Source organism: Streptomyces sp. NBC_01352 (assembly GCF_036237295.1).
In the GTDB taxonomy this organism is placed as follows: domain Bacteria; phylum Actinomycetota; class Actinomycetes; order Streptomycetales; family Streptomycetaceae; genus Streptomyces; species Streptomyces plumbiresistens.
The window spans coordinates 9,514,760-9,526,920 of sequence record NZ_CP108354.1 but is presented as its reverse complement, the minus strand read 5'-3'; the positions used below and the strand labels follow the sequence as shown (position 1 = coordinate 9,526,920).

General features: G+C 69.4%; 11 protein-coding genes. 6 read left to right on the top strand and 5 right to left on the bottom strand.

The features are described from left to right. Nucleotides 1–135: 135 nt before the first annotated feature. On the top strand, nt 136–834 hold the full coding sequence (locus tag OG252_RS43670) for a TetR/AcrR family transcriptional regulator (protein WP_266444562.1): 699 nt from the start codon (nt 136–138) through the stop codon (nt 832–834). Here the strand turns inward: OG252_RS43670 and OG252_RS43665 are convergent. Then, on the bottom strand, nt 822–2,324 hold the full coding sequence (locus tag OG252_RS43665; RefSeq protein WP_266444559.1) for an LVIVD repeat-containing protein: 1,503 nt from the start codon (nt 2,322–2,324) through the stop codon (nt 822–824). The two genes, OG252_RS43670 and OG252_RS43665, sit on opposite strands and share 13 nt — an antisense overlap. 192 nt (nt 2,325–2,516) lie before the next feature. On the opposite strand from OG252_RS43665, the gene OG252_RS43660 reads away from it, so the two are divergent. Further along, entirely contained in the window at nt 2,517–3,170 is a 654-nt protein-coding gene (locus OG252_RS43660; RefSeq protein WP_329343164.1) for a DUF305 domain-containing protein, read from the top strand. Between the two features lie 32 nt (nt 3,171–3,202). On the opposite strand, the gene OG252_RS43655 is transcribed toward OG252_RS43660, so the two are convergent. Beyond that, a complete protein-coding gene (locus tag OG252_RS43655) occupies nt 3,203–3,661 on the bottom strand; it encodes a DUF6214 family protein (protein WP_266444554.1) in 459 nt (152 codons plus the stop codon). Nucleotides 3,662–3,870: 209 nt separating this feature from the next. Here OG252_RS43655 and OG252_RS43650 point away from each other — a divergent pair, with 209 nt between their 5' ends. Both OG252_RS43650 and OG252_RS43645 read left to right on the top strand, forming a co-directional pair. Next, on the top strand, nt 3,871–5,217 hold the full coding sequence (locus OG252_RS43650; RefSeq protein ID WP_329343161.1) for an FAD-dependent oxidoreductase: 1,347 nt from the start codon (nt 3,871–3,873) through the stop codon (nt 5,215–5,217). A 128-nt stretch (nt 5,218–5,345) separates the two neighbouring features. Continuing rightward, nucleotides 5,346–6,743 (top strand): nucleobase:cation symporter-2 family protein, encoded by a 1,398-nt coding sequence (locus OG252_RS43645; RefSeq protein ID WP_329343159.1) that lies wholly within the window; start codon nt 5,346–5,348, stop codon nt 6,741–6,743. Here OG252_RS43645 and OG252_RS43640 read toward each other — a convergent pair. Then, on the bottom strand, nt 6,654–7,016 hold the full coding sequence (locus tag OG252_RS43640) for an ArsR/SmtB family transcription factor (protein ID WP_266444546.1): 363 nt from the start codon (nt 7,014–7,016) through the stop codon (nt 6,654–6,656). The two genes, OG252_RS43645 and OG252_RS43640, sit on opposite strands and share 90 nt — an antisense overlap. 121 nt (nt 7,017–7,137) lie before the next feature. Between OG252_RS43640 and OG252_RS43635 the strand changes: the two genes are divergently transcribed. Next, the gene (locus OG252_RS43635; RefSeq protein ID WP_329343156.1) at nt 7,138–8,217 is read left to right on the top strand and encodes an NADH:flavin oxidoreductase/NADH oxidase; all 1,080 of its coding nucleotides are present in this window, start codon (nt 7,138–7,140) and stop codon (nt 8,215–8,217) included. Nucleotides 8,218–8,376: 159 nt separating this feature from the next. Here the strand turns inward: OG252_RS43635 and OG252_RS43630 are convergent, their stop codons facing one another. Together OG252_RS43630 and OG252_RS43625 are read right to left on the bottom strand one after the other, a co-directional pair. Next, the gene (locus tag OG252_RS43630; RefSeq protein WP_443068512.1) at nt 8,377–9,654 is read right to left on the bottom strand and encodes an extracellular catalytic domain type 1 short-chain-length polyhydroxyalkanoate depolymerase; all 1,278 of its coding nucleotides are present in this window, start codon (nt 9,652–9,654) and stop codon (nt 8,377–8,379) included. A 93-nt stretch (nt 9,655–9,747) separates the two neighbouring features. Beyond that, nucleotides 9,748–10,845, bottom strand: coding sequence for a non-reducing end alpha-L-arabinofuranosidase family hydrolase (locus tag OG252_RS43625; RefSeq protein WP_266444537.1), 1,098 nt, complete (start codon nt 10,843–10,845; stop codon nt 9,748–9,750). Between the two features lie 308 nt (nt 10,846–11,153). On the opposite strand from OG252_RS43625, the gene OG252_RS43620 reads away from it, so the two are divergent. Then, nucleotides 11,154–12,131, top strand: a complete 978-nt coding sequence (locus OG252_RS43620; RefSeq protein ID WP_266444535.1) for a pectate lyase family protein — start codon at nt 11,154–11,156, stop codon at nt 12,129–12,131. Nucleotides 12,132–12,161 lie beyond the last annotated feature (30 nt).

The window sequence follows — 12,161 nt, the reverse complement described above, 5'->3', positions numbered from 1 at the left end:
CAGACGTGCTCGACCGTCCTGGACGATCCCCCGCGTCGCCCAGGACGGCAGCAGCCCCGACCAGGCCCTTTCGGGGGCCGGCCCGGACGCGCTGAGTATAGTTGGCTGATAGCCAGTCAACGCAGGAGTTACAGCATGTCCCCGCGCAGCGCCTCGGTCAATGAAGAGTTGCGCCGGCGTTCCCGGGAACGGCTTCTGCAGGCGGCGGTCGAGCTGGTCAGCGAGCGCGGATACGAGGCGACGACCCTCGGCGACATCGCGGACAGAGCCGGCTCGGCGCGCGGTCTGGTGTCGTACTACTTCCCCGGCAAGCGCAGACTCGTGCAGTCCGCCGTGCACCGGCTCATGCACCGCACGCTGGAGGAGGCGCTGGAGCGCGAGCCGCGTACCGAGGACGGCCGGGAGCGGATGGCCCGGGCCATCGACGCGATCCTGGCTCTGGCACGGGATCAGCCCGTGCTGATGCGCCAGCACATGGCCGGGATCCTGCAGGCCGAGGGTTTCGTGCAGTGCCCGGAGCAGCAGCGCCTTGCCCAGCTGCTGCGGGAGACGGTCGCCCGCCACGGCTGCGAGGACGTCGACGCGGACTACGCCATGCTGCGCGCCCTGCTGATGGGCGCGGTCTTCGCGGCCCTGGTGCCGGGGGTGCCGATGTCCGTGCCGGTGCTGCGGGCCGAGTTGTTCAAGCGGTACCGGCTCGACTGGGAGCTGGGGGTTCCGCCGGACGCCGAGGCGGCGTCCGGCGGGACGTGCGACACGGATCTGTCACGGTTCTTCGCCACCGGGACCGCACCGGAGTGCGGTCCCGAGCCGCGTACGACTCAGTCGAAGTAGTCCGGCTGCGTCTGGACGTTGAGTTCGTCCAGGCGCACCCACTTCGCCGGGTCGGTGCGCCGGTCGCTGAGCTTCAGTACGTCGAAGCCCTTGGCGATGTCGTTCGAGTAGATGTAGCCGTTGTAGTAGTACGCCGACCAGGATCCGGCCGTCGTGAGCCGCTCGGGGTTCACCGGGCCGCGCTCGAAGTAGGCGATCTCCTTCGGGCGGGCGGAGTCGGTGAAGTCCCAGACGGAGATGCCGCCCTGGTACCAGGCCTGGACCATGATGTCCTTGCCCTTGACCGGGATGATCGAGCCGTTGTGGGCCACACAGACCTCGACGGCCGCCTGGTGACGGGGGATCTTGAAGTAGCTGCGGAAGACGAGCTTGCGGTGGTCACCCTTGCCGACGATGTCGTAGATGCCGTCGGCACCCTTGTTCGGGCCGATCTCCGCGTTGCAGGTGGCCGCACCACCGCCGCCCAGCTCGTCGGTGAAGACGACCTTGTTGGCCTTCTGGTTGAAGGTCGCCGAGTGCCAGAACGCGAAGTTCACGTTGTCCTGCACCCGGTCGATGATCTTCGGGTTCTCCGGGTCCTCGATGGAGAAGAGGATGCCGTCGCCCATGCAGGCGCCCGCGGCGAGGTCCTTCGAGGGCAGCACGGTGATGTCGTGGCAGCCGGTGGTCTTGGAGACACCCGGGTTGGTGGGCGCACCGGGGTTGCCGCCGCCGTCCGGACCCTCACCGGGGAAGAGCACCGGGAAGTTGACGATCGCCGCCTTCTCGGGGGCGCTGCGCGGCACCTTGATGACGGAGATGCCGTCGTGCGGCGGCTGGCAGTCCGGGTAGGTGGCGTTCGGCGAGTACGAGGAGACGTAGATGTAGACGTTCCTGCGCTCGGGCACCAGCGTGTTGGTGTGCGAGCCGCAGGCGGTCTCGACGGCGGCGACGTACTTGGGGTTCCTCTTGTCGCTGATGTCGAAGACCTTCATGCCCTCCCACGAGGACTTCTCGGTCACGGGCTGGGTGGTGCTGCTGCAACTGCTGTCGCTGCGCGAGGAGTCGGTCGACAGGAAGAGCAGGTTGCCGGAGACGGAGATGTCGTTCTGCGAGCCGGGACACAGGACCTGGGAGACGGTCTTGGGCGCCTTCGGGTTGCTGATGTCGAAGATGCGGAAGCCGTCGTAGTTGCCGGAGAAGGCGTACTTCCCCTGGAAGGCCAGGTCCGAATTGGTGCCGGGCAGGACGTCCTTGGGGATGTTGACAAGGTGTTCGATGTTGGCCGAGTGGACGATCTCGTCCTGGCCGGGTATCTCACCCTCGGCGATCGACGCGCGGACCTCGGCCTCGTCGCTCCTGGACACCTCCTCGCTCGTGGCCGGAGCGTCCCCCGGGTCGGGGGTCGCGGCCGCCGGACCGGCCGTCAGCAGAGCCGCCAGGAGGCCCGCCGCTGTGGCGGCAACTCCCAGGCGTCTGTATCGCGTTCGGGGTTCCTTCAACAGGATCACTGCTTCCTCCCTAGTGCCGTTCGTGGGGGAACGGATCACGCACCCCCGAAGTATCGTCTTCACCATGCACATATCAACAGGGGGCAACGAACACGTAATAAAGGTTTTTGATCAGTTGCGCGCGGAAGCGTGCTAGGACGGTCTTCGACACTCACGAGGTGTCCCCCACCCCGCCTGCCACAGGAGGTCGTTGTGCCCTTCCGTCGTGCGTACCGCGCACCCCTCGCCGCGGCCTCACTGGCCGCCCTGGCCGTACTCGCCCTCGGGGGCTGCGACTCCGGGTCGGAGGCCAAGTCGGCCTCGGCGACCGGGCCTTCGGTGCTCGTGCCCGGCAAGCCCGGTGAGGCGAACCGGACGATGTCCGCCGAGGACGCGGCGAAGCAGCGCACCGACGACGACACCCCCAACTCGGCCGACGTCTCCTACGCGCGGATGATGATCGAGCACCACACGCAGGCCCTGGAGATGACCGAACTGGTCCCGGACCGCGCCGGGTCGTCGAAGCTCGAGAGACTGGCCGAGAGGATCGGCGCCGCCCAGGGGCCGGAGATCGACAGCATGGAGGCCTGGCTGTCGGAGCACGGCGAGGACGAGAAGGGCGACGGCCACGATCACACCTCGATGCCCGGCATGGCGACCGAGGCCCAGCTGAAGAAACTGCGCGCGGCGAAGGGCGAGGCGTTCGACCAGCTCTTCCTCACCCTGATGATCACGCATCACCAGGGGGCGATCACGATGGCCACTGAGGTGAAGGCACAGGGCAACAACATCCGGGTCGAGGAGATGGCCGACGACGTGGTGGCCCAGCAGACCAGCGAGATCGCGCGGATGCGGGACATGCAGTGACCCAATAGTCGGTCACCACCCGACAGGACCGCTCAGCGCCGCGCGTGACGTGGTGTCAGGTAGCCCGCGTCACGCGCCTGGGCGATCAGCCGCAGCGACTTGCGGCGGCTGTGCCCGGTCGCGCACATCACCGCCAGCACGGGGTCGACGCCCTCCTCCTGGGCCGCCCGGTACTCCTGTGCGACCAGCCACCGTCCCTCGATGCCGCGCGGCCACGCGGGGCGGGCGCGGCGCGGCCCGGCCACCTCGGGTCCGGGCTCGGGCCCGAGTCCCGAGGCCTCGGCGAGCGGGCCCTCGATCCAGTCCGCGAGCACGGCCAGGTCGTCCAGGGACAGCGCCGGCTGGGCCCGGACGTCCTCCAGTGAGACACACCCCTCGGCCACCACGGCGAGCACGTCGACCCGGGCACCGTCGCCGAACTCCAGCCGGACGTCGAACCACGAGGTCGCGCTCTCGCCCTCCCGCACTTCCCACGCGGGCCACACGGACACCGTGCCGTCCGTCGGACAGCGATCGGAAAGATTAAGAAAGGATGCTTCTAGCACACACGCAACGTAACCGCATGATCACACTCCAGAAAAACGGACACGCGTGCCCGTCCTGCGCACAGCACCCTGTCAGCGGAGCGGCGGCGGTGCGATGCTGGAGGTGACAGCGTTCTCCCGTCGACCCCTCGGGTCCCCCGGTGAGGAGTTCCGCCGTGCTGCATGTCGCCGTCGTCGGCTCCGGGCCCAGCGGGTGCTACGCCGCCCAGAGCCTCGTCCAGCAGGACGCCCAGGTGCGTGTCGACGTCCTGGACCGGCTGCCCTGCCCGTACGGCCTGGTGCGGTACGGCGTGGCGCCGGACCACGAGAAGATCAAGTCGCTGCAGAACAATCTGCGCACGGTCCTGGAGCACGAACGGGTGCGCTTCCTCGGAGGGATTCAGATCGGCCCCCAAGGCGTGTCCGCCGCGCGGCTGCGGGAGCTCTACCACGCCGTCGTGTACTGCGTGGGCGCCGCCACCGACCGGCACCTCGGGATCCCGGGCGAGGACCTGCCGGGCAGCTGGTCGGCGACGGAGTTCGTGTCCTGGTACAGCGCGCATCCCGACTCCGCCGCCGACGGCTTCGTGGTCGGCGCCCGGTCGGCGGTGGTCATCGGCGTGGGGAACGTCGCCGTGGACGTCACCCGAATGCTGGCACGAGGCCTCGCGGAACTGAGCCCCACCGACATGCCCCAGACGGCCCTCACCGCGCTGGCCGCGAGCCAGGTGTCCCAGATCCACATGGTCGGGCGGCGCGGCCCCTCGCAGGCCCGTTTCACCACCAAGGAACTGCGCGAGCTGGGCGCCCTGCCCGGCACCGAAGTCGCCGTGGACCCGGCGGAGTTGGCCCTGGACCCGGCCTACGTCGACCCCTCCGGACTGCCCGCGGCGCAGCGCCGCAACGTGGAGGTGCTGCGCGGCTGGGCGCAGACCCCGGCCGGAGATCCCGCGCCGCACCGGATCCGGCTGCGGTTCTTCCTGCGCCCCGTCGAACTCCTCGCGGACGGGGGGCGGGTGGGCGCGGTGCGGTTCGAGCGGACGGCGCCGGACGGGCACGGCGGGGTGGCGGGCACGGGCGAGTTCGAGGAGATCGAGGCCCAGCTGGTGCTGCGTTCGGTGGGCTATCGCGGGGTGCCGCTGGAGGGGCTGCCCTTCGACACGGCGAGCGGCACGGTGCCCAATCTCGCCGGCCGGGTACTGCGCGAGGGCGTGGTCGCGCCGGGCGAGTACGTGGCGGGCTGGATCAAGCGCGGGCCCACGGGCGTGATCGGCACCAACCGTCCGTGCGCCAAGGAGACGGTGACCTCGCTGCTGGCGGACGCCCCTGCACTCGTACACAAAGATCTCCCCGAGGACCCGCTCACGGCGCTGCGCGCCGACGGGATCCGGCCCGTCCAGTGGGCGGGGTGGCAGGCGATCGAGCGGGCCGAGGCGGAGCTCGGGGCCTCGCTCGGGCGGGGCGTGGTGAAACTGCCGGACTGGGAATCGCTGCTGGCCGCGGCACGATCGGCCGCTCCTTGACGGCTTCGCGGGCAACTGGGTGGGCATGACACACATCGGCAACAGCGCCGAAATCAACAAACTGTTCAAGCCTCGTACGGTCTCGTGCTGTTCGCATGTTCCCAGCCATCCGCCGCTCTGGAGTGCCCATGGCAACGACCGCACCCGTGCATCCCGTCGACGAGGTACCACCCGTACGGCAACTGGCCGCCTTCGGTCTGCAGCATGTGCTCGCGATGTACGCGGGCGCGGTGGCCGTGCCGCTGATCGTCGGCGGTGCGATGAAGCTGTCGCCCGCGGACCTGGCGTATCTGATCACCGCGGACCTGCTGGTCTGCGGGATCGCCACGCTCATCCAGTGCATCGGCTTCTGGCGGTTCGGCGTACGACTGCCGATCATGCAGGGCTGTACGTTCGCGGCCGTGTCGCCGATGGTCCTCATCGGTACGACAGGCGGCGGGCTGCCCGCGATCTACGGCTCGGTGATCGTCGCGGGGCTCGCGATCGTGCTGCTGGCGCCCGTCTTCGGCAGGCTGCTGCGGTTCTTCCCGCCGCTCGTCACCGGCACGGTCATCCTGATCATCGGCATCTCGCTGCTGCCGGTCGCGGGCAACTGGGTCGCGGGCGGTGTCGGGTCGGCGGACTTCGGGGAGCCGAAGAACGTCGCCCTCGCCGCTTTCGTCCTCGTCGTGGTGCTCGGCGTGCAGCGGTTCGCGCCGGCGTTCCTGAGCCGGGTCGCGGTGCTGATCGGCATCGTGGTGGGTCTGGCGGTCGCCGTCCCCTTCGGCTTCACGGACTTCGACGGGGTCGGGGACGCCGACTGGGTCGGCATCAGCACGCCGTTCCACTTCGGCGCGCCCACCTTCGAGGCGTCGGCGATCATCTCCATGCTGGTGGTGGCGCTGGTGACGATGACCGAGACGACCGGTGACTTCATCGCGGTCGGCGAGATGACGGACCGGAAGATAGACCCTCGCTCCCTCTCCGACGGCCTGCGCGCCGACGGCCTGTCCACCGTCCTCGGCGGCGTCTTCAACACCTTCCCGTACACGGCGTACGCGCAGAACGTCGGCCTCGTCGGCATGACCAGGGTCCGCAGCCGCTGGGTCGTCGCCGCCGCGGGCGGCATCCTCGTGCTGCTCGGCCTGCTGCCCAAGCTGGGCGCGGTGGTGGCGGCCATCCCGGCACCGGTCCTCGGCGGTGCGGGCCTGGTGATGTTCGGGACGGTCGCGGCGAGCGGCCTCAGGACGCTGGCCCAGGTGGACTTCAAGGGCAACAACAACCTGACCGTGGTGGCCGTCTCGGTCGCCATGGGCGTCCTGCCGGTCGGCGTGCCGACGATCTACGAGAAGTTCCCGGACTGGTTCCAGACGGTGATGAACAGCGGCATCAGCGCGGGCTGCCTGACGGCGATCGCACTGAACCTGCTCTTCAACCACCTGCCGACGAAGGCTGGTTCAGCCGACGCCGGAGTCACCGAGGCGGACGGCCTGCCGGCCGGCGGCGTCGAGGAGGGCGTCCAGAAGCCCCGGGAAGAGGTCGTCTAGGTCGTCCCGGCGCAGGCCGTTCATCTTGGCCGTGCCCCGGTAGACCTGCCGGATCACCCCGGCCTCCCGCAGCACCCGGAAGTGGTGCGTGGTCGTGGACTTGGTGACGGGCAGGACGAAGTGCGAACAGGAGAGCTCGTCGCCGACGGCGGCGAGCTCTCGCACGATCCGCAGCCGCATCGGGTCCGACAACGCGTGCAGCACGGATTCCAGCCGGATCTCCTCGCGCGCCGGATGCGGGAGATCACGGCTGCTGACGGCGGGGGAGGTCACGGCGGCTCCACATGCTCGGGGGTTCCATTGTACGAGAGGTCTCGTAGTTTGACACTTCCCGTACTACGATGCCTATCGTACGACTCGTCCATCGGCCCCGCGACGATCGGAGCAGCTCGCCATGAGCTCCCTCTTCCAGCCCTTCAGCCTGCGTGACGTGACCATCCCGAACCGGGTCTGGATGCCCCCGATGTGCCAGTACTCGGCGGCACCGGACGGGCCCGACGCGGGCGCCCCCAACGACTGGCACTTCGCGCACTACGCGGCGCGCGCGGCCGGCGGAACGGGCCTGATCGTCGTCGAGGCCACCGGCGTCAGCCCCGAGGGGCGGATCTCCCCGTACGACCTCGGCATCTGGAACGACACCCAGGTCGAGGCGTTCCGCAGGATCACCCGCTTCCTGGTGTCCCAGGGCACGGTCCCGGGCATCCAGCTCGCCCACGCGGGCCGCAAGGCCTCGACCGACCGCCCGTGGACGGGCGGCGCGCCGCTCGGGCCGGACGCGTACGGATGGCAGGCGGTGGCGCCGAGCCCTCTCGCGTACGACGAGAACCACCCGGTGCCGACCGAGCTGACAGTCGATCAGATTCAGGAGGTAGTCGGCCAGTTCGCGGACGCCGCCCGCCGCGCCCTCGCCGCCGGCTTCGAGGTCGCCGAGATCCACGGCGCCCACGGCTATCTGATCGGCAACTTCCTCTCCCCGCACTCCAACCACCGCACCGACGCGTACGGCGGCTCGTACGAGAACCGCACCCGCTTCGCCCTCGAAGTCGTCGACGCCGTCCGGGAGGTGTGGCCGGACGACAAGCCCCTCTTCTTCCGCATCTCGGCGACGGACTGGCTGGATGAGGGCGGCTGGACGCCGGACGACACCGTCCGCTTCGCCCGCGACCTCCAAGCCCACGGCATCGACCTCCTCGACGTCTCCACCGGCGGCAACGCCTCCGGCGTCCGCATCCCGACCGACCCCGGCTACCAGGTCCCCTTCGCCGCCCGCGTCAAGGCCAAGACCTCGCTCCCGGTCGCCGCGGTCGGCCTCATCACGGACGTCGAACAGGCCGCGAAGATCCTGGCGAACGACGAGGCCGACGCCGTACTCCTGGGCCGCGAACTCCTCCGCAGCCCGTCGTGGGCACGGCAGGCGGCGCGGGAACTGGGCGCGGACGTGCACGTTCCGGACCAGTACCACCGGTCGGTGTGAGCGCCGCGCACGTGATGTCTCCCCGGGCACGATGTGCCCGGCGCCGAAAGCGACGAGACTGATGGCCTCAGGCAGACGCCCTCGGGGCGCATCCTGCCGTACTGATGGCGACACGGCGGCCGGGGAGCGTCACCCCGACCGCCCGTGCGGCCCGAGACGTCAGCCCGTGCAGGCCTTCCCGTTGAGCGTGAACGCACCGGGAGCCGCGCTGTTCCCGGTGTGGTTCGCCTGATAGCCGATGGTGACGCTCGCGTTCGGGGCGAGCGTGCCGTTGTACGACACGTTCGTCGCCGTCACCGCTCCGGAGGACGGCGCGTACGTGGCACCCCAGCCGTTGGTGATGGTCTGGCCGGCGGGCAGGGTGAAGCCGAGTTGCCAGCCGTTGACCGACGTCGTGCCCGTGTTGGTGAGGGTCACCGAACCGGTGAGGCCGGTGCTCCAGGCGTTGGTCGAGGCCGTCACCTTGCAGGCGCCCGGCTGGGGTTGGGGAGCCGGCCCCGAGCTGTCCAGGCCGAAGAAGGTGAGGGCGCGGGCCGCCATGCCGTTCGCGTAGAGGTTGTGGCCGACGCCCTGGAGGCTGATCGCCTCGACCGGGGCACGGTCACCGGTGGCGCCGTAGCGGGTGCGGATCCAGCCGGAGACGGGTTGGTCGGTGGCGGCCGGGGTCTGGCTGACGCCCAGGACGTTCGTCCACTGCTTGATCTCCTCCCCGAAGTTGGGGTAGCGCAGCACGTCGTCCTCGGTGCCGTGCCAGACCTGCATGCGCGGCCGCGGGCCGGTGTAGCCGGGGTAGGCGGCACGCACGAGGTCGCCCCACTCCTGCGGGGTGTGGGTCACCGTGCCGCCCGAGCACGCGCTGTTCCACTCGGAGCCGTCGGTGGTGGCGAAGCAGCCGAACGGTACGCCGGAGAAGGCGGCGCCCGCCGAGAAGACGTCGGGGTAGTCCCCCAGCAGGACGTTCGTCATCATCGCGCCCGACGAGATGCCGGTGGCGAAGATCCTGCCCGGGTCGGCGGAGTAGGTGCGGGTGACCCAGTCGACCATCGACTTGATGCCGACGGGGTCACTGCCGCCGCCCCGCTTCAGCGCCTGGGGCGAGGAGACGTCGAAGCACTTGCTGGCGCGGGTGACCGAGGGGTAGACCACCACGAAGCCGTAGCGGTCGGCCAGCGAGGCCCACTCGGTGCCGGAGTACATGGCGGGGCCGGAGCCGGTGCAGTAGTGCACGGCGACCACGACCGCGGGGTTCGCGGTGACGCTGTCCGGCACGTACAGGTACATCTGGAGGTTGCTGGGGTTGGTGCCGAAGTCCGTGACTTCGGTGAGCGTCGCGGTGGGGGCCGCGGCGGCCCGCTCGGGGCGGGCCGAGGCGGTCGGCGCGGTGAGGAGGGTGGCCGCGAGCAACGGCACCAGTGCCGCGAGCAGCGTCACGAGCACCGAACGCAGGGGTCTGCTCGGGGTGTTGCGGGGGGTGAGGGGCACGTCCTTGTCCCTTTCCGGTCGCGGCTCTTCGGACGTGGTGCGCGGTCGTCAGCAGGTGGAGTTCGTCTGGGTCAACAGGGCCAGTCGCCAGGGCAGTTGGGAGTAGTCACCGCTCGCTGCCGGGTCCATGCCCTGGTAGAGGTAGCGCAGTCGGCAGGGGTTGATGTTGAGGTTCTGGTCGACGCCGTCGCGGATCAGCTCGCCGTGGCTGAAGTCCTTGGTCCAGGCGGGTTGTCCGGCCTCGAAGGTCACGTTGTTCGCGCGGATGAACGCGTTCGCCTCGGTGTCCGCGAGCGGCGTCCACGTGCCGCCCGGGCTGTCGGCCGTCCAGGCCCGGAAGTAGCGCCGCCAGTCGGACTTGGTGGCCAGCGCCTCGACGAGCATCAGGTACTTGCCGCTGTCGCCGAGGCGGTAGACGTTGCTCGCCTCGAACAGGTCGAAGCGGTTGGGCTCGGACAGCACGATCTCGGTGTCGCGGAAGCCGTTCGGGAACTCGGCGAGCGTGGTCCGGGAGCGGTACTGGTGGCCGTTGTCGTCGGAGAAGAACAGGTAGCAGTCGGTCTTGTCGCAGATCGTCCAGAAGTCCAGCCAGAATCCGATGCCCTTGTTCTCCGTGACGACGGGGGGCTCGCTGTCGAAGAAGTAGCGCGGGGCGCTCCAACTCTCCGGCTTGGAGGGGTCTGTGGTGGTGGAGTAGGACGGCGGGCCCGTCTGGTAGACCATGTACCAGAGCTTCTGCGGGGCGAAGTAGAACACCTGGGGCGCGGCCGCGTACCGGTTGCCGATGTTCGGGTTGGCGTCCAGGAAGGTCTGCGGTGCGGCCGCCGCCCGGGACCAGTCCGTGAAGCTCGTGTACGCCAGGCTCCACCGGCCGGCGGTGTCGGCGGTCGTCGCGTAGACGTGCCAGCGGTTCTTGTAGCGGAAGACCGTCGGGTCCTTCACGGAGACGATCGGGTGGCCGGCGTCCGGCTTGGGAGCGATCAGCGGACCGGTCGAGGACCAGGTGAAGGAGCCGGGCAGCGCGTCCTTCCGAGCCGTCCCGGAGTCGCCGGCGGCCGCCGGGCCGGGCGACAGGGCGGCCATGCCGACGGCCAGTAACGCGAGCACCAGCCCGCTGATGAACGTACGCATCCGTGGAGTCGTCATCGACCCGCCCCTTTCGGAAGGCAAGCATCCGCGGAGCATCGTGGCATGCACATGGCTTACGTGGAAGCGCTCCCACGTTTCGAAAGAATTCGCTCGCGCCACCTACCAGGGACGGCCGAACGCGTTCTGCGCAAAGCGTTGACTAGAAAGCGCTTGCCCCCTACGTTCCGTTCAGCAGTGTGACCCACTCGCACCGCCCGGGCCCTACAGGGCCCACTCTGCCCGTGCACGGCGAACAATATGGCGTACGACATTCACGTACATGACCCACCCAGCACTCGCAGGCACCACCGAAGGGACGCACCCGCATGCGTACTCTCCCCCCACGTACACACGCGCAAAGATCCGTAGTGGCGGCCGGCGCGGCCGTTCTCGCGACGGTGGCCGTGCTGACCCTCCCCCAGTCGGCCGGCGCCGCCGAGACCTCGCCGATCGGATTCGGCGCCGGGACGACCGGCGGCGGCAGCGCCACGGCGGTCACCGTCTCGTCGTTGGACGCCTTCAGGACGGCCGTCACCGGCAACACGGCGAAGGTCGTCAAGGTCAACGGTCTGATCTCGTTGAGCGGTCAGGTCGACATCGGTTCCAACACCACTGTCCTCGGCGTCGGTTCCTCGTCCGGGTTCACCGGGGGCGGTCTGCGGCTGAACAACGTCACCAACGTCGTCGTCCGCAACCTGAACATCAGCAAGCCGCTCGCGCCCGCCGACGGCGTGACCGTCCAGGGGTCGACGAAGGTGTGGATCGACCACAACTCCTTCTCGGCCGACCGGACCCACGACAAGGACTACTACGACGGCCTGCTGGACATCAACCACGGCTCCGACAACGTCACGGTGTCGTGGAACACCTTCAAGGACCACTTCAAGGGCTCGCTCGTCGGTCACAGCGACAACAACGCGAGCGAGGACACCGGGCACCTGAAGGTGACGTACCACCACAACCACTTCAGCAACGTGTACTCGCGCATCCCGAGCCTGCGCTTCGGCACCGGCCACTTCTACGACAACTACGTCGAGGGCGCCGACACCGCCGTGCACTCCCGTATGGGCGCTCAGATGCTCGTCGAGAACAACGTCTTCCGTACGACGAAGATCGCGGTCACCACGAACCGCAGCAGCGACGTCGACGGATTCGCCAACCTGCGCGGCAACGACCTGGGCGGAGCCGCCACCGAGGTCTCGCAGGTCGGCACCTTCACCACCGCTCCATACAGCTACACCGCCGAGCCCGCCTCCTCCGTCGTCGCCTCGGTGACGAGCGGCGCGGGCACCGGAAAGCTCTGACCAACCCCTCACAGCACAGAAGGAATCGGG

Coding starts and splice junctions, on each gene's coding strand:
- OG252_RS43670 (WP_266444562.1), top strand. CDS start 136: ATGTCCCCGCGCAGCGCCTCGGTCAATGAAGAGTTGCGCCGGCGTTCC.
- OG252_RS43645 (WP_329343159.1), top strand. CDS start 5,346: ATGGCAACGACCGCACCCGTGCATCCCGTCGACGAGGTACCACCCGTA.
- OG252_RS43635 (WP_329343156.1), top strand. CDS start 7,138: ATGAGCTCCCTCTTCCAGCCCTTCAGCCTGCGTGACGTGACCATCCCG.
- OG252_RS43625 (WP_266444537.1), bottom strand. CDS start 10,845: ATGACGACTCCACGGATGCGTACGTTCATCAGCGGGCTGGTGCTCGCG.
- OG252_RS43620 (WP_266444535.1), top strand. CDS start 11,154: ATGCGTACTCTCCCCCCACGTACACACGCGCAAAGATCCGTAGTGGCG.